Here is a 21,387-nt window from a genome sequence, read left to right as displayed (position 1 = left end):
GTTCATTACCAGCATAGGGCAGATGTATGCTATCTATATGTCATTGTTACTAAAACTATGTATTTGTCGTTGCGAGGAGTACAGCGACGCGGCCATCTTCTTCAGTCATTGCATATAAATGAAAAATGTTCTAACGCTTTATGAAAGATATCTGTGTAAATCCGTCAGAATCTGTGTTAATCTGTGTTGAAAATTCTTAAGATTATAGAGGTGAGATAGATGGAGGAGAAAGGGACTTTTGGAGTTAAGGCCGGGCTGGCCAGATGTTAAAGGGCGGCGTAATTATGGACGTAACCACGCCGGAACAGGCCAAAATAGCCGAGGAAGCGGGCGCCTGTTCGGTAATGGCCCTGGAACGCGTACCGGCTGACATTAGAGCGGCGGGAGGAGTAGCCCGTATGGCTGATCCGGCCGTAATCCTGAAAATAATGGATGCGGTGACTATACCGGTTATGGCCAAATGCCGCATCGGGCATTTTGTGGAAGCTCAGGTTTTGGAAGCCCTGGGGGTGGATTATATAGATGAGAGTGAAGTCTTGACCCCGGCAGATGACAAATACCATGTAAATAAAAGAGCCTTTAAAGTACCCTTTGTATGCGGAGCCCGCAACCTGGGCGAAGCCCTGCGCCGCATCGGCGAAGGAGCGGCCATGATACGCACCAAGGGGGAACCGGGTACCGGCAATGTTATAGAAGCGGTGCGTCACATCCGCCAGGTGAATGACGAGATCCGCTGGGTATTGGGTCTGCCGGAAGACGAACTGATGGCAGCGGCCAAAGAATTGCAGGCCCCCTATGAACTCCTTTTGGAAGTAAGAAAAGCAGGAAGACTGCCGGTCGTCAACTTTGCCGCGGGAGGAATAGCAACCCCGGCTGACGCGGCCTTGATGATGCAGCTGGGCTGTGACGGCATATTCGTGGGTTCAGGTATATTTAAATCCGGGGATCCCCTGAAACGCGCCCGGGCGATAGTGGCTGCCACCACCTATTATAACGACCCGGCAATGCTGGCCGAAGTGTCCAAGGATCTGGGCGAAGCCATGGTTGGCATTGAGATTTCCAGCATCCGTCCCGAAGAAAGGATGCAGGATCGTGGCTGGTAAAAAAGTGGGCATCCTGGCCTTGCAAGGTGCGTTTATAGAACATGAACAGGCCTTTAACCACTGCGGGCTGATGCCGTACAGGTCAGAAGCCTGGCTGACCTGGATAAAATAGACGGCCTGGTGATCCCGGGCGGGGAGAGTACTACGATTGGCCGTTTGATGCAGGAATTCAGGCTCGGTGACAAGATACTGGAACGCGCCGCACAAGGCATGCCTATTTGGGGGACCTGTGCCGGGATGATACTGCTGGCCAAAGACATAGCCGGCTCCGAGCAGTATCGCCTGGGATTGATGGACATCCGGGTAAAGCGCAATGCCTTTGGACGCCAGGTGGACAGTTTTGAGACTGATCTTGATATAGAAGGATTAGGCCAGACGCGGGGCGTTTTTATCCGCGCTCCCTATGTAGAGGATTGCTGGGGAGGGGCCCGGGTGCTGTGCCGGTTTCGGGACATAATCGTCATGGTGGAGCAGGGACGCCAGTATCTGGCAACCGCCTTTCATCCCGAACTAACTGAAAGCCGGGATGTGCACCGCTACTTTTTAGACATGATGCGGATTTAGACGCAGATGAACGCATGAACGCGGATTAATAATAAATTCCTGCTGGAATACGTGTATTTGCTGAGATATAAAACAACCAGTAACGGCAAATAATATTGTATATTGCCTTGCAAAATAGGGTTAGCCTGTAATATAATAAAATCCATCTTTAAATTTTAAATGCAATGATGGGGAATAGTAAGAACAGTCGGTAGCTTTAGAGAGCTGGTGGGAGGTGCAAACCAGTGATGCCGGGTTTTGAATCCACCCCGGAGCAGGCTGTGAAAGCAGCGCCGGTGCAACCGTTAACAGCTCCGAGTGGGTGTATTTACACCAACTAGGGTGGCAACGCGGGATTTACCTCTCGTCCCTGAACGGACGGGGGGTTTTCTGTTTTAAAAGCCAATATTGCAAGGAGGGTATTTTTGAAATGATAGGCGAACAGTATTTACTGCTGCCAGGTCCTACCCCGCTGCCGGATAGAGTGGCCAGGGCCATGAGCAAGCCCATGGTCAACCACCGGGGTCCGGAATTTAAAGAAATTTTATTGGATTGTACGGAGGGAGTTAAAAAAATATACCGCACCCAGCAAAACCTCATAATATTTCCCTCATCGGGAAGCGGCGCGCTGGAAGCGGCTATTGTCAATTTTGTCTCTCCCGGAGATAAAGTGCTCGCAGTATCTATAGGCGTTTTCGGAGACCGGTTCGCCAAAATAGCCGCTGAATTCGGGGCGGTTGTCGATAAAATCGAATTTACCTGGGGAACTGCCGCCGACCCCCAACAGGTACGCGATAAACTGCAGGCGGATGTAAATAAGGAAATAAAGGCGGTTCTGGTTACCCAGAACGAGACTTCTACAGGGGTTTTCAATGATATAAAAGCCATAAAGGAGGCCATGGGCGACCACCCGGCCCTGTTAATGGTAGATGCGGTCAGCGGTTTGGCCGCAGTAGATCTGCGCATGGACGAATGGGGTTTGGATGTAGTCGTGAGCGGATCGCAAAAAGCCTTTATGATTCCGCCGGGGTTGAGTTTTTTGGGTTTCAGCGAAAAGGCTTTACAAGTTCACAAAAAATGCCAAAACCCCCGCTTCTACTGGGATGTGACCAATGCTTTAAAATACCTGGAAAAAGGGCAAAATCCCTATACTCCAGCCATTTCCCTCTATTACGGTTTGCATGAAGCCCTGCAGATGATGCTGGAGGAAGGATTGGATCAGATCATTGCCCGCCATGAGTCTTGCAGGGACATGGTGCGCGCGGCGGTAAAGGCCATGGGCCTGCGGTTCTTAGCCGCAGACAGCAATGCGTCGCCGGCCTTGACTTCGGTAATAGCCCCCGAAGACCCCGGCGCCAATAAAATTCGCAAGTATATGAATGAGGAATTTAATATTATTCTGGCCGGGGGTCAGCAAACCCTCGATAATGTGATATTCCGCATCGGGCACCTGGGTTATGTGCGCGAACTGGATTTGCTGGCAGTCCTGGCAGCCCTGGAGATGGCCCTGCTTAAGTTCGGGTATAAGCTGGAACTGGGAGTGGGCGTTAATCAGGCCCAGCAGTTCCTGCTCAAGAAGCACAACCAGTAACATTTCACGCGGACAACGCGGCAAAGAAAAGCAAATAACTGAAAATACGGCTTACGCTGGTTAGTTCCGGGAAAGCTGTTGAAGAGAAATTAGGATAAGATGTGATCTGCGTAGAAAGGAGATACAGCGTGGAGAAGAAAAAGGTTATCGTAACCGAGAGAATAGCTGACGAAGGCATAGAACTATTAAAAACCCAAATGGAGGTTGATTACCGCGACGGGATAGCCAGGGAAGAACTCCTGGATATTATCGGCAATTATGATGCCCTGATAGTCCGCAGTGTTACCAAAGTCAATGAAGAACTTATCAGCCGGGGAGTACCCCGGCTGAAAGTGGTTGGCCGGGCCGGCAACGGGGTGGATAACATCGATGTGGATGTCTGCACCCGCTACGGCGTTATTGTTGCCAATACACCGGACAGCAACACCATTTCCGCCGCTGAGCAGACGATCAGCCTGTTGCTGTCCTCGTGCCGTTTTACCGCTGCCGCCAACCAATTCGTCAAAGGCGGCCAATGGGACCGCAAGCTTCCGGGGCATGGAGTTATACGGGAAAACCGTAGGAATAGTGGGACTGGGGCGCATCGGCTCCATGGTGGCTACCAGGCTGAAAGCCTTTAACATGAAGGTCATAGCTTATGATCCCTATATCGCTGATGAACGCTTTGAGCGCTTCGGGGCGGAAAAAAGAGAACGCCTGGAGGATTTAATCCGGGAAGCTGATATTATAACCGTGCATACCCCGCGTAATGAAGAAACCATGCATATGATAAACGAGGAAATGTTCAAACTGGCCAAACCGGGGGTCAGGGTGGTAAACTGCGCCCGCGGCGGCATCATAAAGGAAACCGCGTTGATTGAGGGCCTGAAAACAGGGCATATTGCCAGCGCCGGATTGGACGTGTTTGAAAAAGAACCGGCTGACCCGGAAAACCCGTTGTTCAAATTCAAAAATACCGTGGTAACCCCGCATCTAGGCGCGGATACCTTCGAAGCCCAGAAGCGGTGGGTGAAAACATTGCCGAGCAGGTTATGAAAGCCCTAAAAGGCGACATCGTGCCTAACATGGTCAACCTGCCCAGCCTGATGAGTGAGGAGCTGGATTATTTACGGCCCTATATTACCCTGGCCGAAAGAATGGGGAATATGTATTACCAGCTGGAGAAGGCTTCAGTGGACCGGGTGGAGCTTACCTACAGCGGCCCTATTTCCAAAAACGAAACCCAGATCCTTACCGTAGCCTTTTTGAAGGGGCTATTAGCCCCGGTAATGGAAGGCCGGGTCAATTATGTAAATGCCCGCCTGGTGGCAGAAGACAGGGGTATTAAGATATTTGAACAAAAGGAAGAACAGAGTCCCAAACGTTATAAAAATCTAATTACTGCTCAGATTTTTAACCACGGCCATGACCTGGATATTTCCGGGACCGTATCCCGCGGTCACGACCCCCTGCTGGTGGAAATAAACGGTTATGAAACCGAAACCAACCTGGAGGGTTATGTAATAATTGTACAAAACGAAGACAGACCCAGAGTAATCGGCCCGGTAGCGACCGCCCTGGGCGATCACGGGGTTAATATCGCTTCCATGAAGACCGGACGCCGGGTTAGAGGCGAAAACGCCATCATGCTGATCAATGTTGACAGCAAGGTAGATGAAGCGGTTCTGGATGAACTGGCGCAAATGGACGGAATAATCGACCAGCCCCGCCTGCTGGTGTTTTAAGGATTATTAAAGCAGATTAACGCTGATGGAGTAGATTTAAACCGCGTCATTTAAAAAATAATCTGCGTTGAAACAATATTTAGGAGGGATTGGATGTTAGATGCCAAATACATTCGGGCCAACCCGCAGGCCGTAGATGCTGCTCTTCAGAAGAGGGGCCTCAGCGGAGCCCTGGACAAATTCCTGGGCCTGGACGAAACGCGCCGCTCCCTCCTGACCCGGGTGGAGGAGTTGAAGAACTTTCGCAATACCGCTTCCCAGCAGGTGGGCAAGCTAAAAAAAGAAGGCCAGAACCCGGCCGAATTGATGGAAAAGGTCCGCCAGACCGGGCAGGATATAAAAGAACTGGATGATGAAATAGCCGCGATAGAACAGGAGATAGACCGGATTCTGCTGGGGGTACCCAATCTTCCCCATAAAAGCGTGCCGGTAGGACCTGATGAAAACAGCAACGTGGAGATCAGGCGCTGGGGTGAGCCGCGCCGTTTTGACTTTGAACCGTTGGCGCACTGGGATATCGGGCCTAATCTTGATATTTTGGATTTTGAAAGAGCCGCCAAATTATCGGGAGCGCGGTTTACAGTTTACAAAGGCTGGGGCGCACGCCTGGAACGAGCGGTAATAAACTTCTTTTTGGATATTCATGTTAATCGTCATCATTACCAGGAGATACTGCCGCCTTTTATGGTTACGGCTGACTGTATGCAGGGAACCGGCCAGCTGCCTAAATTTGCCGAAGATATGTTTAAGGTCGAAGGCCGGGAAATGTACCTGATACCCACGGCCGAAGTGCCACTGACCAACCTGTACCGCGAAGAAATTCTGGAGGCGGGACAACTGCCGGCCTATTTGACCGCATATACCCCCTGCTTCCGCGCCGAAGCGGGTTCGCACGGACGTGATACCCGCGGGATTATTCGCCTGCACCAGTTTAACAAAGTGGAACTGGTCAAGATTGTGGAACCGGAAAAATCCTATGAAGAACTGGAAAAACTCACCGCCGATGCGGAGGAAGTGCTGCAGCTGCTGGGGCTGCCCTACCGGGTGGTTCTGCTGTCAACCGGGGATATGGGATTTTCATCCGCCAAGACATATGACCTGGAAGTATGGATGCCCAGCTATGGAGAATATAAGGAAATATCTTCTTGTTCAAATTGTGAGGACTTCCAGGCCCGCAGGGCTAATATCCGCTACCGGCCCGATCCCAAGGCCAAACCGCGCTTTGTGCATACCTTAAACGGGTCAGGGGTGGCCATTGACCGCACTGTAGCCGCAATTTTGGAAAATTATCAGCAAGAGGACGGCGCAGTAGAAGTTCCCGAAGCCCTGCGCCCTTACCTGGGCGGCCTTAAGGTTATTACCAGCAGATAATAGCAAACTGGAGCAGATTAAAACAGACCCTCATGACCCTGGAGAGGCAGGGTGAAAAAGCAGAAAAATGAGAACAAGCTCAGCCAAACCAGATCCGATGCGGTATATTGACAGGTAAAGCCCGCCTGTGCTATACTGTCTTTTGCATTGGCGTAAGCCAAGATCCTTCGCCATGGAGGGGTGTCCGAGCGGTTGAAGGAGGCGGTCTTGAAAACCGTTGAACCTTTGCGGGTTCCGTGGGTTCGAATCCCACCTCCTCCGCCATAACTGAATACGTGGAGAGATGGCCGAGTCGGCTGAAGGCGCTCGCCTGCTAAGCGAGTAAGCGGTGATAAGCTGCTTCGAGGGTTCGAATCCCTCTCTCTCCGCCATTATGTGCGCCCGTAGCTCAGCCGGATAGAGTAACAGACTACGAATCTGGAGGTCGCAGGTTCGAATCCTGCCGGGCGCGCCATTTAGCATCCTGTAAAGCCCGAAATGCCGGGCTTTTTGTGTTGGCTAATGATTTTGAAGAGTTCAGCTACGGTAACATAAGAAACCATATATTGAGAAGATAAACCTAAACTAAATATCGAGAGAGATGAAATGTCGTGCTAAGGGCTTCGGAAAACGGAATGAAAAGTCTTGATTATATGGAATGCCAGGTTAATTGAGACGAGTTTCATTGGAAACTCTTTGAAGCGTTAAAGAGAGGTAAAAACCAATAACGTATTAGCGATCCTTGTTAAATTCATCTCTTATAAAACTGCACAATTTAGACAACGAGGCCACGGTCCCCAAGTTGGAGTATTCTAAATTCTTCGTGTAACTGTTCCATTCCATCATGCCTAGCAAATGCAAGCTTTCGCCATCAGGCTTAAGTCTACGTATCCGGGATATGTTCTGATCGTTCTGCAACAAATCGGCCAACCGAGGGCTTGGACCGCCGTTGACGTTTATCAAGAGACCAAAACGCGCATTTGATACGATACAATAGCCAACTAATTGAGACCATTGATTTAAACCTACACTATTTAGCTTCTTAATTTCTAGGATCAACAGCTCGAACTTGACGCCGTCAGTTATAATTGCGAAAATGTCGAGATTCAAAGGTGGAACGCCGGCAGCAAAATCAGCTATCTTTTCTATTTCCAACTTGTTTTCGTTAATGATGGCTTTTAACCCGGAGCTCAGTTCGCCGTTTTTAAAATAGACCTGTAAGTCCCTGCCGTAGTTCGCCTTAAAATTGCTTTTGACTTGTGCTTCTACAAAGTGCATTATTTCAGGATAATACGATATCTCATTTCCTTCGCTCATCTCAAATCGGCCTCCGTAATTTGGCGTAGCAATAGTTTGTATTTATTGTCAGGATCAAAGGAAATAAGCTTTTTATAAACAACGGGATTCTGCGGGCCAACTAAGGCTGCATAATCGGAATGGGCTATTATTAATGGCGTTAATAGATCGGGAATACGAAAAGTAACTCTGACTCCTGGATTAGAAGCAATATAATGGCTTAAGAGTTTAATACGGTTTCCCTTAGGCCTTTTTCCGTTGGTTTGACCGGTTTCAGCAGCTACTAGATACGCTAATGCATCTAAGATGGTACTTATTGGATATCCCGAGCACTTTCCGTCCCCAAGAAGCAACGAGCTTGGATTATCGGAATAACATTCTAATAATTTCTTAATGGAATATTCTGATTCAACGTAGCATCTTTCATCCATAATCGGCGTTGACCGGACGATTTCGTCAATATCGTCAGAAGTTCCCTTATGAAGAATAGCGAAGGGGTTTACGTAGTTTTCCGCAGACAATAAACAAGCGTCCAGTTCTCTATAAGGGGCATTTTCGCAGCCCAAAACTGCGCAGAAGTGCTTATGGTGAATATAATGGCCGCCTCTAATAACTTCCGGCAGAAGATTGCTATTTTCATTGGGATGGAAGCAGGTTGCATCGTTAATATTCAGACTTTTGCCCTTGCAAGGCTCTGCTATATTGGTTTTTCGTTGCCTTCGCCTATTTGCCTGGGAGGATTTGGCCTTAGTTTTAAATGCAAAAGCTCCGAAATTGGTGTATTGGTCTAAGGTAACGCGCAATTTGAACCCCTTTTTCCATGGCTTGTAATATGTATCTCTGCCGCTATGCATATTCGGATGGTTCCATAGCACTTGATCCGGATAGCAACCGACAGAAGATAGCAGTTTACATAAATCGCAGACGAATTCATAATTAAACCCGGCTATTTCAAAAGAGATTATTTGGGTATCGTCCGAAAATCTCCGGTGAGATGGCGTGGTACTACCGATTGTATCCGCAATGCCAGCCAGGAATCTCCGTTTAAGGTTATCATCGACTAACGCTGCTACTATAGATTTTATATCTACGTTCTTTCGCAGCTCTCCTTTGGGCACGATTCCGTATTTCTTTAAATCATCGAATAGGTACGTGCAATCGCCGGAACATTCAATTCGCCAATTTGGAGTTGTTCGATATGAAACATCCAAATTATATTCGCTCTTAAAAACGGGTTTGGCAACCTTCAAAATATCGCGAGCAATATCTCCGGCGCGCGCCGGATTTTTTGCGGCGTCACCCCATTTTTTATATGGAAGAATGATGTGGAAGCTATCTTTGTTGCTGCCAAAAACGCCTCCTCCAACAATTAATCCGAAAATATAAGCTTTATCGGTATTCATTAGACAACATCTCCAAATAATTGGTTTTTTATCGCGGTGGCAATTTCATATGCTAAACGTACTGGTACCGCATTGCCAATTACTTTATACATGGCAACAATGTTCTTGGGGCTATCGTCAATAAAAATAAAAGTATCAGGAAAAGTCTGAATTCTGGCTATCTCCCTTATATTATATCGCCTGTTGTGAATAGGATGAATGATGCCGCAATTTTCCGGTTGAGCCGAAGCCGTTATTGTTCCATTAATTTCATCACGAGAAAACCTTCTGTAAAAGTTGGGAGATCTATATTTTTTCATGTTGTCTCGTATTTTTTTAAAACGTTCCGGCAATATTTCGTAGGGTACGTTTTTCCATGAACCCCCTTCAGGGATATGGGAGATCATGAACATTGCCTGCGGCGAAAGCTGCCAATCAACTTGATTAGGGACATCCAGAGAAATATCTAATACGTCCCTCAATGTCAAGCCGTTTTTCGGGATAGGTTCAGGAAAAGAAAATGACTTATTAAGATCGTTTCTAACTCCAACTAAGATTACTCTTTCGCGATTCTGCGGAACCCCATAATCGCTGGCGTTGATCAGCTTATAAACCACATTGTAGCCAGCAGATTCCAGGTCGCTGATAATTAAGTCAATTAATTTATTACCGTCTGGTGCTTTTGTAGACAATAAACCCTTTACATTCTCAAACACAACGACCTTAGGCAGCTTGTGCTTCACTATTCTAAGGCACTCAAGATATAAAGTTCCTCGATTGTCGTTTACGCCGTTCCTATTGCCGGCATTCGAAAAAGGCTGACAAGGAAACCCTGCCGTCAAAATATCGCAATCAGGAATGTCGTCAATGGGGACCATTCTGATATCACGATCGTCTATTTCACCCAGGTTCAGTCTAAAGACAGCCTGGGCGTCTTTGTCAAAATCATTTGCCCATACTCGGTTAAACCCGGCCATCTCAAAGCCGAGATCCATGCCTCCGCATCCTGAAAACAAAGACACAAGTCGCATTAGTTCACGTCCTTAAATAAGCTTGACATTGATCTCCTTTTATAGTAATGTTCGTGGCTAAATTGCTAATTCCTGCTTTTAAACGTTAAACAAAACAAATTTTACGAACAAACGTTTTAGGAGATATTTTGATAGAGTGTAGGGGAAGGAATGCTAATGTCAGGGCTCTGTGATTACGAGGGCAGAGTAGCAATCTTTCTTCGTAAATAATGCGTCAAGGGCTAGTTCCATTAACCTATTTACCGCTATTGCCAGAACATCAAAACTGCACATCATCCATCCTTTCCCCAAACACCATCCAAACCTCCGGATATTATGCTTTTAATCGGAGGAGCTAAATAAATATCAAGGAGGTGAAACGAATGGCTATTGTCGCTAATCCCATCGGATCTGAACTGGTTCTGGTGATGGACAACGGCACCAGCGCTTCTGGAGGCCAGCTGACCAAGAACCGGGTATACCCCGATGTAAAGACCACTGCTGCTGATGCGGATGTCTATTCCGTGGCCCAGTCCCTGCTCGGCCTGCAGGAAAAAACCAACCTGTCTATTCAGCGCAGGAACACCGTTGAAATCCAGGACATTTAAGCCTGATTGGCGGGCAACACAGGAACCCTAATTCTGAGGAAAGGAGGAAAACGCGATGGAAAGAACCCTGGAACTCATATTTGCCACCTCTGCTAACGCAAAGGATACCATCCGGGTTTACAACGCCCGGGCCGATGTGACCGCCGCTCAGATTAACGCCGCGATGGACAATATCATCGCCAAAAACATAATTGATGGGTCAGCCGGAACCCTGACCGGCAAAGTCGGCGCTCGTATAGTAACCCGCGACACCGCTGAAATTAACCTGGGCTAGTCCGTCACAGCACAGAAATGAGGTGATGGGCTATAGAGACCACGATCATCAAGACTCTCCTGGAGGCCAGCCCTTGGGCGGCCTTCCTCTTCTGGGCCTTATGGCGGTTCGACCAGTTCAACAACCGCATCATGACGGAGAACCAGAAGCGGGAGGAGCGATTGCTAAATGATAGCAAAGAACGCGAGGAGCGTTACTCCCAATGTATTCAGCAGTTGCAAGTCTGCATTGAGAAGGTGGCCGAGAACCAGCGGGTGCTGGCGGTGGAGGTAGGACATATCCGGGAGGATATCGACGAGATCAAGGGAGAGTTGAAACAGAATAGACAGACGTAACAGACCCGGCGCAAGCGGGTCTGTTTTGATGTATAGGAAAGTATGGTTTGCAAACGGCTGTGAATAAGTGTGCTCAGGGGCTTGGGCAGGGCAATTGCAGGTGTCATCGCGAACGGCATTACCGTTGTCCTGTCGTTGCTGCGAAAACAGGGAGAGATTGCTTCGCTGTCGCTCGCAATGACAGAAAATATGGCGTTTGCAGAAAAACTATGTATTTGTCGTTGCGAGGAGCGTCAGCGGCGCGGCAATCTAAAACGATAACGCCCATCGCCTGCAGGGTGAATTTGTACTGTCTGAAACTGGTGAAGGACACATTATTGTCACAGCAAACGGTTTTAATTTTTAAAACGGTTCTGGGGAGTACTCGGCGGGTTTATGGAGCATTTACGCAGATGCAGCCATTCGATATAAGCGGAAAAACAGAAAAAGCCGATGCCTGGAAGGAAATAACTAAAACCGTGTTGAATAAAACCGGAATAACCATAAAATGCCGGGAGGGTAACAAGTGCATAACGACCTGACATTTTTCACCAACGAACCCGGAGCCACGTTATTAGACCGGTTTAATAAAACCCTAAAACATGTCCAGTTCTTTGATGTATTGGTGGGGTATTTTCGCACCAGCGGCTTTTATAATCTGTATGAGGCCCTGGAAGGGGTTGAAAAAATAAGGATACTAGTAGGATTAAATATTGACCGGCAGACCTATGAAATCATTGAGACCTGCCGCAGCCAGAACGAACTATATTTTGAATCACATAAAAATACCCGGGATAATTTCTCCCGCGCCCTGGTCAATGAAATGGACAATTCAGAGGATAATCATGAGGTAGAAATCGGGGTTAAAAGGTTCATGGAATTCCTGTCTTCCGGCAAAATGGAAATTAAGGCATACCCCAGTGCCAACATACATGCCAAAGTATATATTAGCCGCTTCACACCTGATCAATTAGATTACGGAAGGGTAATAACCGGGTCCAGCAACTTCTCGGAATCGGGATTATCAGACAATTACGAGTTTAATGTGGAATTAAAAAACAGCGCTGATGTGGAATTTGCCCTGAAGAAATTTGAGGCCCTGTGGAGGGATGCGGTAGACATATCGCAAGAATATGTGGAAACCATCAACTGTAATACCTGGTTAAATGACAGCATCTCTCCCTATGAGATCTATTTGAAGTTCCTCTATGAATATCTGAAAGAAGACCTCAATATGGATGAAGAGGTTGAATCGTACCTGCCCCAGGGTTTTATGGAGCTAAAATATCAAAAACAAGCCGTCGTTTCCGCTAGGAAGATCCTGGACGCCCACAACGGCGTCTTTTTAGCCGATGTAGTCGGACTCGGCAAGACCTACATTTCAGCCTTTTAGCCCAGCAGCTTCCCGGCAAAATACTGATAGTCTGTCCCCCCATACTAAAAGAATACTGGCAGGAGACCTTCTTCGACTTCGGTATACGCAGTTTTAAAGTCGTTTCATTGGGAAAACTGGATGAAATACTCAAGGCCAGCCATTGGAAGTATGATTATGTGTTCATAGATGAGGCGCACCGTTTCAGGAACGAAATCACCCAGGGATATGAACAGCTTCATCAAATCTGCCATGGGAAAAAGGTAATCCTGGTTTCGGCCACCCCTCTAAATAACAAGATCGATGATATTTTCAGCCAGTTAAAATTGTTCCAAATACCGAAGCGATCAACCATACCAGGTATTCTGGACCTGGAGCAGTTCTTTCAGTCACTGAAATCGAAGATTAACAAATACTCCAAAGATGATCCCCGGTATATGCTGGCAGTCAAACAAGCCTCAAAGGAAGTCAGAGAGAAGATACTCAAATATGTGATGGTTAGACGAACCCGCAGTTCAATTCAAAAATACTTTGCTGAAGACATGGCTCAACAAGGCCTATTTTTCCCGGAAATAGAGGACCCTCAGCGTCTGGTATATGAGTTTGATCAGGCGACCGATAACATTTTTAACCAGACCATACAGTTAATAAAAAGAATGACCTATTCACGTTATACCCCCTTGCTGTATTTAAAAACACCATTGCCGGAATTTGAGAAACAGTCCCAACGCAATCTGGGCGCCTTTATGAAAAGCGTGCTGGTAAAAAGGCTGGAAAGCAGTTTCCATGCCTTCCGCAATACCCTGGCCCGGTTTGTCGCCTCTTATGAAAAATTTATAGCCATGTACCGGTCGGGTACGGTTTATATAAGCCGTGAAATCAACGTTTTCGCCCTCCTGGAAAATGATGATGAATTGCGGCTGCTAGAACTGGCAGACCAGCAGCGGGTGGAAAAATATGATGCGGGCTTATTCCGGGACGAATTTATCGCATTGCTCGAAAATGATCTCCAAGCCTTAAAACAGATGCAAGATTTGTGGAACCAGGTGGAAACAGACCCCAAACTGACAGAATTTATGGCCCAACTTAAAAAGAATAAGCTGTTAAAAGGCAAAAAAGTTATAGTATTTACCGAATCCAAAGAAACCGGCGAATACCTTCTCCACCATCTTGACCAAAAGTACCCCGGTAAAATTTTCTTCTATTCCAGCTCCGGCGGCTTGCGGCACAGCGGCGATTCATGTTCGGGGGCCAACCAAGCAAAAGATATTATCCGGGCGAATTTTGATCCCAGTCATGAGAGCCCTGCTAATGAGGTGCAAATCCTTATAACTACGGATGTACTGGCCGAAGGAGTAAACCTGCACCGCTCTAATATTATTATCAACTATGACCTTCCCTGGAATCCCACCCGGGTACTGCAGCGGGCAGGGCGAATCAATCGGGTAGGTACTGCCCATAGCCGCATTTATATCTTCAATTTCTTTCCTACGGCCCAGGCCGATAAGGAACTGGGGCTGGAGGATAATATTAAAGCCAAGATACAAGCGTTTCATGATGCCCTGGGTGAAGACGCCCGTTATCTAACTGATGAAGAAGTGGTAACCACCCATGATATACTAGGCGCTGAGCTATATAAACGGCTCAATGATAAGAACCTGTTACAGGGTGAAGACGAAGATGAGAGGACCGAATTGGAGCAGCTGCAGCTGCTGCGGAAACTGCGCGATGAAGACCCGGCTCTTTTTGAACGCATCAAGAAATTGCCGCGCAAAGCCCGAACCGGCAGGGCCTGGAACGGAACCCAATTCGACCGGTTGATAACCTTCTTCCGTAAAGGCAACCTCAAACGTATTTATATAACCAATGGGGACGAGTCAAGCGAGATCAACTTTTTTGAAGCGGCCGATATCCTGGCTTGCGAGCCGCAGACATCACGATTACCTATTCCCCGGCATTACTACGAATTACTGGATTATAACAAAGACGCCTTCGAGCAGGCCAATTCCGGTGAGCCAACCGGCAGAAGCCGCGGCGGCGGCAGGTCCAATGAAAAATACCTCCTGCAAATTTTAAAATCCAATAATATCCTTTACTATGCCGGTTATACCGATGAAGACGAAGAATTTCTGCGGGCGGTGCGCAGGGCATTGGAAGAAGGAGTTATAGCCCGTAATACCGCCAAAAGGATTAAGCAGCAGCTCGATAAGGAGAAAGACGCTAACCCCCTGAAGATACTGGCTATAATGCGCAAGAATATTCCGGCGTCCCTGCTTGAAGAAAAACCTGACACAGCCGCACAGAAAGGCTCTAATAAAAAAGAAGTAATCCTGTCCGAATACCTGCAGGGAGGCCATAAGCATGAAATATGATGAAGCCAGGAATATGGTACAAGAAACCTTTGAAAATGAATTCAACCAGGGCAGGTATGATTATTTTGTCCGTAACCTGCTGGATATGGAAATCAAGCCCTTTACCCGGAATGGTGTCTACATACCGCGTCATTTTACGGACCACGTTAAGAAATACCAGCGCATAGGGAAATACACCGACCCCCAGGGCAGGGTCATGGATGTGCTGGTGGTCTATCTGCGCCGGGAAACTGCACTGGAACGGGCCCGTGCCATGCAGCGCAACTTCGTGGCCTGGTACCTGAATGATAAGAACAAAGACGCCGCACTGGTAGCATTCCAGGCCGAAGAGGCCGCTGAATGGCGGTTCTCCTTCGTTCGCCTGGGGTACAGCTTGACTTCAACTCCAGACGGGAATTTGAGAGTACAGAGAAAATTGACTGAAGCCCGGCGCTATTCCTTCCTGGTGGGGAAGGGAGAACCCAGCCACACCGCCCAGCAGCACCTCATTCCCCTGTTAATAAATGATGATAAAAGGCCCACTCTGGAAACCATAGAACAGGCATTCAGCATCGAACGGGTTACCGACCAGTTTTTCTTGGAATATAAGCAGTTGTTCGAAAAATTGAAGGCTGAACTGGAACGCATAATTAAAAAAGACAGTACCATCCGCCGGGAGTTTGAACGCAAAGAGGTCGATAAGGCTGATTTTTCCAAAAAACTATTAGGTCAATTGATCTTCCTGTATTTCCTGCAGAAGAAGGGCTGGTTGGGAGTAGAGAAAAATGAAGCGGGCGAACCGGCCGACTGGGGCAGCGGTCCCCGTGATTTCTTGCGCCAATTGTTTAACAAAAAGAATTATCGCAACTTCTTCAATGATGTTCTGGAGCCGCTTTTCTACGATACCCTGGCTGTGGACCGGCGCAAAGAACAGGATTGGTGTGCTCTGGGCTGCCGAATTCCCTTCCTGAACGGCGGCTTATTTGAACCGATCAAAAACTATGACTGGAAGAAAACCGACATACTCCTGCCCAACTCGCTTTTCGCGGAAATATTCGAGGTATTTGACCGCTACAACTTCACCGTCAAAGAAGATGAACCATTGGAAAAGGAAGTGGCGGTTGACCCGGAAATGCTGGGCAAGGTATTTGAAAGGCTGCTGGATTCGGTTGACCAGAAAGCCAAAGGAGCCTTTTATACCCCGCGCCAGATAGTGCACTATATCTGCCAGCAGTGCCTGATCAGCTACCTGGCCCGCGGTTTGGCAGGAAGCGTGGATTATGACGATATTGTTTACCTGGTGCGCCGGGGAGAATATTCCCGGGATGTTGAACAGGCGGTGCGAAACGGCAGGCTGGCAGCCGACAGCCCGACCTACGGGGATTCAATGTTGCCGGAGAGCGTTAAATCCCATGCCCTTGCCATAGACCGGCTCCTGGCGGATATAAAAATATGCGACCCGGCTATCGGTTCCGGGGCCTTCCCTGTAGGCATGATGCAGGAAATAATACGGGTCAGGGGGATATTGAACACTGAACTGCCGTCCGGAAACGAACGGACCCCCTATCATTTCAAGCGCCACGCTATCGAGACATCCCTATATGGCGTGGACATTGACGCCAGCGCGGTGGATATAGCCAAGCTGAGATTGTGGCTGTCCCTGGTTGTGGATGAGGAGAATGTCAGGGATATAAGCCCCCTGCCCAACCTGGACTACAAAATCATGCAGGGCGACAGCCTGCTGGAGAATTACAAAGGGATTACCTTGTTCGACCAGGAACTGGCTTTGCATGATGCCGGTGATATAGGTGAAGAAATAAAATTATTGGAAGCGCGCGTTAAGGAAAAAAGCGCCGAATATATGGCGACATTTTCTAAGCAACAGCCGGACAGGAAGCTGCAGCAGGCCATACAAGAGGAGATAAACCATTATGAAAAAAGGATAAAAGACCTGAAATCGCTGCAGAAGGGCAGCCGTAAGCCCGTTGTGGTCAGCCTGGCTTTTGAAGGCCTGGATGAGGGCAGTAAATCCAAAAAGCAGCAGCTCCAGGATAAACGCGCCCTGCTTTTTAACGAGACCGACAAAGCCAGAAAGGATGAACTGAAGCTGCAGATAGAGGACCTGGTATGGGATTTCATCCGCACCACCTTGAAAGAGCAGGGTAAAGCCGATTTGGTGCCGGAGGTCGAGCAGTACCGGCTTTCCAACCACCGCCCCTTCATGCTGTGGCGGCTGCATTTTGACGAGGTATTCGACCGGGAGAACGGGGGCTTCGATGTCGTAATCGGCAACCCGCCCTATGTCTCGAACAAGATGGTGGATAAGGAATTCCAGGGTTATTACCGCGCGGTTTATGGCTTGTCCGACGACCTCTACAACTATTTTTTTATTAAAGCCTTCGATATTGCCCGCCAGGGCGGGATTATCGCCTACATCAGCTCCAATACCTATTTTACGCTGCAAACCAAACAGAACCTGCGCCGGTTGTTCCAGGACAACCGGGTGCTGGAAATCATAAAGACCGAGAACGTATTCCAGAATGCCATGGTAGAGCCGGCCATCATTGTCGTGGTTAAGGAGGATATGCGGGGGCAGGATTACGAACTGGTCTTCAAAGACGCCGTGGATGATTTCGAGCAGCCGCAAATCTATCCGGTAAATATAGCCACCTACGCCAGGCCTTGAACCGGGTTTTATTTCCTCCGAACGCGCTCAACCTCCAAATATACAAAAAATATAACCAGACCCTGCGCCGGCTGCTGGAGCAATGGTGGGACAAGATTTGCACCAGTAAGAAGATTGCCGAACATGCCGGGGAATTGGAAGCCTACCGCCAGAGTCTGCAGGCCGGGGACCTGACATTGTTGGGCTTGATTACCGATGGCGGACAAGGATTGGCCACAGCGGATAACGGACGTTTTGTGGGAGCTATCGCCGGTTCCACAGTGGCAGCAAGGATTATGCAGACCCGCCCCGTTAAGTTCCTGGAGGCTATACAAAAAAATAGAATTAGCAGTCTAAAGCATATCACCGGCCTGAATGAGGCCAGAGAGTACCTGGCTGCGCTGGGGGAAGCGGAGACCAGGGAGCTGTTCGATAAGCTGAAAGCCAAATATGGCCGGGATATTTTCGGTCAGGGTTATCTATACAGGATTGTTTCACCAGATGAAATAGCTGAAGTAGAAAAGTTGACCGAAAAAGAAAAGGAGAAAGGAATAGGCCCGGGCAAACCGCATTTTGTGCCCTACGATAAGGGGGATAAAGAAGGCAACAGGTGGTTTTTACAGACTCCGTTTTATATTGACTGGTCAAAAGAGAATGTCGCCTATTTATCATCCAGCCCCCGGGCCAGATGGCAGGGGTATAATTTCTTTTTTAGAGAAGGATTTTGCTGGACCGATGTCAATTCTACTTATTTGAAGTGCAGAATGAAGACCAATGGGGTTCATGATGTTCTAAGTATGAGTTTATTCTCACAATGCAGGTTAACCCCTGATTGGTATCTGGTTTGTTTAATAAATTCGAAGTATATAAGTGAATTTGTTGACGATTTTTTAAATAATACATCTCATTTTCAAATTAATGACGCGCGGCAGCTCCCCATTATTATTCCTAATCAGCAACAACTCCAGGATTTTGAAAGCTTGTTCAACCAGGCCTATGGTATCAAGGTGCGCCAGTTTTCTGGTGAGCTGTCCGAGCCGGACGCCTTATACGAACTGGAGCAGGTGCAAAAACGGTTGGATGAGATGGTATATCGGCTTTATGATATTGAATTGTGAAAATAAATACCAGGAGGCATGTACCCCTTCAATCTTCCTGACCCCGGTATGACCGGATCAATTCCTGGCAGTCATTCAAACTTAAACGAAGCTGCACTATTTCACAGGTTACCCCGAATTCCTCGGCCAGCTCCCAGGTCTCGCGGGCCCCGGCGGCCAGAGCAGCCTTTAGTTTTTGCCTCGGAATCAACGTCTCTGCCGCCCACTTCCGGGCCTTATATTCGCCGCGGCTGATGTTGCTGCGCCATAACCGGTAGAAATAACGGGATGGCAGAAGATTCCCGGCGCTGGTAAAATGGTGGCCCAGTTCTTCGGCTAGTACGCAGCGGTACAGCGAGGAACCTTCTGATAATCTCTCAGACAGGGCTATGGTCGGCGGTTTTCCTTCCTCGTGGAAGTACAGACCATTGATTTCATCGGGGAAATTCCACTGTACAATATAAACGCCTGTTCCTCGGCCAGGGTATAAAGTTCATCGGTGGTCATCGAAAATCACCTCAAATAATCGCATCTTGCAGCGATTTGTCGAAGGTCCTATGCAGCACAAAACCTGCCCGCAGGCAGGTTTAATCAATACTTGTTTTAAATCATACAGATAGCTATGACGTATAACTGTCATAAATCAAACTATTTTTTCTTGTCACGCTGGCGCACAAATTCAATAAACTCATATACGCTCTGCCGGGCTTCGTCCGACAGATCAGCCAGGGGGTCGCCGGCCTGGCTGGCGGCCAGGGTTACATGCTCCAGCCCCAGCAGGTAGTCCATGGACACACCGTAATATTCAGCCAGCATTATGAGAGACTCCAGTTCAGGCCTGCGCCGCCCCATCTCCCATTCGCGGTAGGCATTGACCTTTATCCCCAGCTCTTCGCAGAGCTGTGCCTGGGTAAGCCCCTTCGCCTTCCTCAGTGCAGACAGACGCTGAGGATACTCCACTTTGCCCACATCCTTAATCGCACGCCTGCCCGGCACGCCTGCCCAGGCAAGCATCCTTTTTCATATGCCCGTAAACCACTTGATACGCCTCCCTCGGGAGGCTTTTCTATTAACCCATATTATAAGTGGCACATTGCACCGTTGTAAAGCGGCAGGCCGCCATTTTTATGCTTGCGCAAATGGCATCAAGCCACTATAATTAAAATAGAACATGGCAGACAGCCAGAGAGGGATGCACAAATGGCCGTACGGTCTTGACTAAAAGAACCAGCCCCAAACTGGTCAGGGTTAAGGAAGAACCTGATTGGGCGAGGCTGAGAGTTAGTTTAAAACAATTTTGATATGAACAATAAGGAGACGGAGGATGAAAGACAAACAGCGATCAAAAAGCCAGGCCTTGCCGGGCCGGCGACAGGAGATAATGGTGGATCTGGAACGGGGAGAGATATGGGTCAAGGACAATGAAAACCGTTTGACCCCGGCGGAAATGCGCCTTCTGGCCCTGCTTTGCCGGCGGGAAGGCCGCCCCATTACGGTGGAGATGCTGGCCCAAACCCTGGATAGCGACCCGGCCGGATGCGGCGGCGGCAACCCCCGTTTTCACATAACCAACCTCCGCCGCAAACTGGGCCACAACCCGGAAAACCCAGTCATCGCCACGCGGACCGGCATAGGGTACTATTTGGTGACCGGAGCGGTTACCTTTATAGGGGAAAATATATCAGTTTAAGAAAGGGGCTGCGTTTGTATCAATTTCCAAAAATTTATTTTTAAAGTTTCTAATCGTCATAGCAGCCATGGTTTTCATTGTCTTATATTTATACAGCAAGGCATGGCATGAAATCGGCATATAAAATGTTATGCTCAAGGCCACATTTTATATGAAGGGGGGCCTTAGTGGCTGTTGAATTATTAACGAATGGCAACCCTTGCACGCCAGGGGGAATTTTTATATAATGATTTTGCCGCTATGTGCAGACATAGCAGCGATTTATGCGCCCGTGGCTCAGTAGGATAGAGCAACGGTTTCCTAAACCGTGGGCCGGGGGTTCGAGTCCCTCCGGGCGCACCATTGAACATCTAATCCCACAAGTGTTTGTGGGATTTGTTTATGTATGGCAAAGTATATTTTACAACAGGCTGCGGATAGGAACCTCGGGGGTCGTTGGCAGGGCAATCTACAGTGTCATTGCGGGCGCAGCGAACAGATGGTTTTCTGCCGGTAAGGGCGGATTATCTTAGATTCTTGACACTTTACGGGCGCATGCCCTACAATCTTAATTGCAGGGTTGAGGATAAACAATGAATAATGACCAGGAATATATGAGATTGGCTCTCGAACTGGCACGTGAAGCCCTGGAAAACGGGGAAATTCCAGTCGGGGCGATTGTGGTAGCAGGCGGAGAATTAACAGCAAAAGCCCGTAATGAGAAAGAACTGCGCGGGGATGCCACCGCCCATGCAGAAATGCTGGCTCTGCAAAGAGCGGCTGTGAAGATAGGTTCCTGGAGGTTGACCGATGCTACCATGTATGTTACTCTGGAACCCTGTCCTATGTGTGCCGGAGCTATGATTCAGGCCCGGCTGGGCAGGCTGGTGTTCGGCGCCTATGATCCCAAAGCTGGAGCGGCAGGGTCTGTAATTAATCTCCTGGATTATCCGACATTGAACCACCGGGTAAAAGTGAAGTCTGGGGTATTGGCCGAAGAATGCGGGCAGATAATGAAGGATTTTTTTGCGGCAAAAC

General features: G+C 48.3%; 23 protein-coding genes, 4 tRNA genes, 1 pseudogene and 1 other annotated feature. Of the genes and pseudogenes, 23 read left to right on the top strand and 5 right to left on the bottom strand.

The genetic code is table 11. The features are described 5' to 3' along the window. Window positions 1-219: 219 nt before the first annotated feature. The 11 genes and pseudogenes from pdxS to JCM14374_RS08455 all read left to right on the top strand — a co-directional run bounded on the left by pdxS (window position 220) and on the right by JCM14374_RS08455 (window position 6,786). Window positions 220-1,103, top strand: a pseudogene (gene pdxS / locus JCM14374_RS08490) (pyridoxal 5'-phosphate synthase lyase subunit PdxS). Then, complete coding sequence (locus JCM14374_RS16080) at window positions 1,093-1,215, top strand: hypothetical protein (protein ID WP_500797394.1); 123 nt, start codon at window positions 1,093-1,095, stop codon at window positions 1,213-1,215. Before pdxS ends, JCM14374_RS16080 begins: the two are co-directional and overlap by 11 nt. 8 nt (window positions 1,216-1,223) lie before the next feature. After that, window positions 1,224-1,667, top strand: a complete 444-nt coding sequence (pdxT, locus tag JCM14374_RS08485; protein ID WP_500797393.1) for a pyridoxal 5'-phosphate synthase glutaminase subunit PdxT — start codon at window positions 1,224-1,226, stop codon at window positions 1,665-1,667. Between the two features lie 155 nt (window positions 1,668-1,822). Next, window positions 1,823-2,021 (top strand) — a binding site (T-box leader). Between the two features lie 55 nt (window positions 2,022-2,076). Further along, window positions 2,077-3,237: a pyridoxal-phosphate-dependent aminotransferase family protein gene (locus JCM14374_RS08480; protein WP_054696049.1), complete on the top strand. Its 1,161-nt coding sequence runs from the start codon at window positions 2,077-2,079 to the stop codon at window positions 3,235-3,237. 128 nt (window positions 3,238-3,365) lie between these two features. Continuing rightward, a complete protein-coding gene (locus tag JCM14374_RS14675) occupies window positions 3,366-3,857 on the top strand; it encodes a Rossmann-fold NAD(P)-binding domain-containing protein (RefSeq protein ID WP_242848911.1) in 492 nt (163 codons plus the stop codon). After that, window positions 3,775-4,272: an NAD(P)-dependent oxidoreductase gene (locus JCM14374_RS14670; protein WP_242848910.1), complete on the top strand. Its 498-nt coding sequence runs from the start codon at window positions 3,775-3,777 to the stop codon at window positions 4,270-4,272. Before JCM14374_RS14675 ends, JCM14374_RS14670 begins: the two co-directional genes overlap by 83 nt. Continuing rightward, window positions 4,269-4,961, top strand: a complete 693-nt coding sequence (locus JCM14374_RS14665; RefSeq protein WP_242848909.1) for an ACT domain-containing protein — start codon at window positions 4,269-4,271, stop codon at window positions 4,959-4,961. The genes JCM14374_RS14670 and JCM14374_RS14665 overlap by 4 nt, the downstream gene beginning before the upstream one ends. A 93-nt stretch (window positions 4,962-5,054) precedes the next feature. Next, window positions 5,055-6,332, top strand: coding sequence for a serine--tRNA ligase (gene serS, locus JCM14374_RS08470; RefSeq protein WP_054696046.1), 1,278 nt, complete (start codon window positions 5,055-5,057; stop codon window positions 6,330-6,332). Window positions 6,333-6,506: 174 nt separating this feature from the next. Next, a tRNA-Ser gene (locus JCM14374_RS08465) sits at window positions 6,507-6,596 on the top strand. A 13-nt stretch (window positions 6,597-6,609) separates the two neighbouring features. Continuing rightward, window positions 6,610-6,703, top strand: a tRNA-Ser gene (locus tag JCM14374_RS08460). Window positions 6,704-6,709: 6 nt separating this feature from the next. Continuing rightward, a tRNA-Arg gene (locus JCM14374_RS08455) sits at window positions 6,710-6,786 on the top strand. A gap of 257 nt (window positions 6,787-7,043) precedes the next feature. Here JCM14374_RS08455 and JCM14374_RS08450 read toward each other — a convergent pair. The 3 genes from JCM14374_RS08450 to JCM14374_RS08440 are packed head-to-tail and all read right to left on the bottom strand — an operon-like array spanning window position 7,044 to window position 10,020. Next, a complete protein-coding gene (locus tag JCM14374_RS08450; RefSeq protein ID WP_054696043.1) occupies window positions 7,044-7,628 on the bottom strand; it encodes a hypothetical protein in 585 nt (194 codons plus the stop codon). After that, on the bottom strand, window positions 7,625-9,010 hold the full coding sequence (locus JCM14374_RS08445) for a hypothetical protein (RefSeq protein WP_054696040.1): 1,386 nt from the start codon (window positions 9,008-9,010) through the stop codon (window positions 7,625-7,627). The genes JCM14374_RS08450 and JCM14374_RS08445 overlap by 4 nt, the downstream gene beginning before the upstream one ends. Further along, window positions 9,010-10,020: a DNA cytosine methyltransferase gene (locus tag JCM14374_RS08440; RefSeq protein WP_054696037.1), complete on the bottom strand. Its 1,011-nt coding sequence runs from the start codon at window positions 10,018-10,020 to the stop codon at window positions 9,010-9,012. Before JCM14374_RS08440 ends, JCM14374_RS08445 begins: the two co-directional genes overlap by 1 nt. Before the next feature lie 362 nt (window positions 10,021-10,382). Between JCM14374_RS08440 and JCM14374_RS08435 the strand changes: the two genes are divergently transcribed. The 9 genes from JCM14374_RS08435 (at window position 10,383) to JCM14374_RS08410 (ending at window position 18,701) form a co-directional block, all read left to right on the top strand. Beyond that, entirely contained in the window at window positions 10,383-10,607 is a 225-nt protein-coding gene (locus JCM14374_RS08435) for a DUF1659 domain-containing protein (protein WP_054696034.1), read from the top strand. A gap of 55 nt (window positions 10,608-10,662) precedes the next feature. Beyond that, window positions 10,663-10,881 carry a DUF2922 domain-containing protein gene (locus tag JCM14374_RS08430; protein ID WP_054696031.1) on the top strand — a complete coding sequence of 73 codons (219 nt, stop codon included), beginning with the start codon at window positions 10,663-10,665 and terminating at the stop codon, window positions 10,879-10,881. Window positions 10,882-11,012: 131 nt separating this feature from the next. Beyond that, window positions 11,013-11,216 carry a hypothetical protein gene (locus tag JCM14374_RS13775; RefSeq protein ID WP_172674194.1) on the top strand — a complete coding sequence of 68 codons (204 nt, stop codon included), beginning with the start codon at window positions 11,013-11,015 and terminating at the stop codon, window positions 11,214-11,216. A gap of 81 nt (window positions 11,217-11,297) precedes the next feature. Then, window positions 11,298-11,477, top strand: coding sequence for a hypothetical protein (locus JCM14374_RS13540; protein ID WP_157049046.1), 180 nt, complete (start codon window positions 11,298-11,300; stop codon window positions 11,475-11,477). Window positions 11,478-11,518: 41 nt separating this feature from the next. Next, window positions 11,519-11,737, top strand: coding sequence for a hypothetical protein (locus JCM14374_RS08425; protein ID WP_157049045.1), 219 nt, complete (start codon window positions 11,519-11,521; stop codon window positions 11,735-11,737). Beyond that, a complete protein-coding gene (locus JCM14374_RS13535; protein WP_157049044.1) occupies window positions 11,722-12,588 on the top strand; it encodes a phospholipase D-like domain-containing protein in 867 nt (288 codons plus the stop codon). The genes JCM14374_RS08425 and JCM14374_RS13535 overlap by 16 nt, the downstream gene beginning before the upstream one ends. Before the next feature lie 107 nt (window positions 12,589-12,695). After that, window positions 12,696-14,939: a helicase-related protein gene (locus tag JCM14374_RS08420; RefSeq protein WP_157049043.1), complete on the top strand. Its 2,244-nt coding sequence runs from the start codon at window positions 12,696-12,698 to the stop codon at window positions 14,937-14,939. Next, on the top strand, window positions 14,929-17,604 hold the full coding sequence (locus JCM14374_RS08415) for an Eco57I restriction-modification methylase domain-containing protein (RefSeq protein ID WP_054696023.1): 2,676 nt from the start codon (window positions 14,929-14,931) through the stop codon (window positions 17,602-17,604). The genes JCM14374_RS08420 and JCM14374_RS08415 overlap by 11 nt, the downstream gene beginning before the upstream one ends. Then, complete coding sequence (locus JCM14374_RS08410; RefSeq protein ID WP_054696020.1) at window positions 17,601-18,701, top strand: hypothetical protein; 1,101 nt, start codon at window positions 17,601-17,603, stop codon at window positions 18,699-18,701. Before JCM14374_RS08415 ends, JCM14374_RS08410 begins: the two co-directional genes overlap by 4 nt. 28 nt (window positions 18,702-18,729) lie before the next feature. Here the strand turns inward: JCM14374_RS08410 and JCM14374_RS13140 are convergent, their stop codons facing one another. Next, a complete protein-coding gene (locus JCM14374_RS13140) occupies window positions 18,730-19,104 on the bottom strand; it encodes an ImmA/IrrE family metallo-endopeptidase (RefSeq protein WP_278279260.1) in 375 nt (124 codons plus the stop codon). Between the two features lie 224 nt (window positions 19,105-19,328). Beyond that, complete coding sequence (locus JCM14374_RS08405) at window positions 19,329-19,676, bottom strand: helix-turn-helix domain-containing protein (RefSeq protein ID WP_172674193.1); 348 nt, start codon at window positions 19,674-19,676, stop codon at window positions 19,329-19,331. A gap of 328 nt (window positions 19,677-20,004) precedes the next feature. Here JCM14374_RS08405 and JCM14374_RS08400 point away from each other — a divergent pair, with 328 nt between their 5' ends. The 3 genes from JCM14374_RS08400 to tadA all read left to right on the top strand — a co-directional run. Then, window positions 20,005-20,370 (top strand): winged helix-turn-helix domain-containing protein, encoded by a 366-nt coding sequence (locus JCM14374_RS08400; RefSeq protein WP_054696014.1) that lies wholly within the window; start codon window positions 20,005-20,007, stop codon window positions 20,368-20,370. 265 nt (window positions 20,371-20,635) lie between these two features. Continuing rightward, window positions 20,636-20,712 (top strand) — tRNA-Arg (locus JCM14374_RS08395). 230 nt (window positions 20,713-20,942) lie between these two features. Then, the coding region (gene tadA, locus JCM14374_RS08390; RefSeq protein ID WP_054696012.1) for a tRNA adenosine(34) deaminase TadA at window positions 20,943-21,387 on the top strand (445 nt) is incomplete at its 3' end.

The organism is Syntrophomonas palmitatica JCM 14374, assembly GCF_001311885.1.
In the GTDB taxonomy this organism is placed as follows: domain Bacteria; phylum Bacillota; class Syntrophomonadia; order Syntrophomonadales; family Syntrophomonadaceae; genus Syntrophomonas_A; species Syntrophomonas_A palmitatica.
Note: the sequence above shows the minus strand (reverse complement) of the source record. Positions and strands in the feature narration are given on the sequence as shown.

Coding starts and splice junctions, on each gene's coding strand:
- JCM14374_RS08480 (WP_054696049.1), top strand. CDS start 2,077: ATGATAGGCGAACAGTATTTACTGCTGCCAGGTCCTACCCCGCTGCCG.
- JCM14374_RS14670 (WP_242848910.1), top strand. CDS start 3,775: ATGGAGTTATACGGGAAAACCGTAGGAATAGTGGGACTGGGGCGCATC.
- JCM14374_RS14665 (WP_242848909.1), top strand. CDS start 4,269: ATGAAAGCCCTAAAAGGCGACATCGTGCCTAACATGGTCAACCTGCCC.
- serS (WP_054696046.1), top strand. CDS start 5,055: ATGTTAGATGCCAAATACATTCGGGCCAACCCGCAGGCCGTAGATGCT.
- JCM14374_RS08450 (WP_054696043.1), bottom strand. CDS start 7,628: ATGAGCGAAGGAAATGAGATATCGTATTATCCTGAAATAATGCACTTT.
- JCM14374_RS08445 (WP_054696040.1), bottom strand. CDS start 9,010: ATGAATACCGATAAAGCTTATATTTTCGGATTAATTGTTGGAGGAGGC.
- JCM14374_RS08440 (WP_054696037.1), bottom strand. CDS start 10,020: ATGCGACTTGTGTCTTTGTTTTCAGGATGCGGAGGCATGGATCTCGGC.
- JCM14374_RS08435 (WP_054696034.1), top strand. CDS start 10,383: ATGGCTATTGTCGCTAATCCCATCGGATCTGAACTGGTTCTGGTGATG.
- JCM14374_RS08430 (WP_054696031.1), top strand. CDS start 10,663: ATGGAAAGAACCCTGGAACTCATATTTGCCACCTCTGCTAACGCAAAG.
- JCM14374_RS13775 (WP_172674194.1), top strand. CDS start 11,013: ATGACGGAGAACCAGAAGCGGGAGGAGCGATTGCTAAATGATAGCAAA.
- JCM14374_RS08415 (WP_054696023.1), top strand. CDS start 14,929: ATGAAATATGATGAAGCCAGGAATATGGTACAAGAAACCTTTGAAAAT.
- JCM14374_RS08400 (WP_054696014.1), top strand. CDS start 20,005: ATGAAAGACAAACAGCGATCAAAAAGCCAGGCCTTGCCGGGCCGGCGA.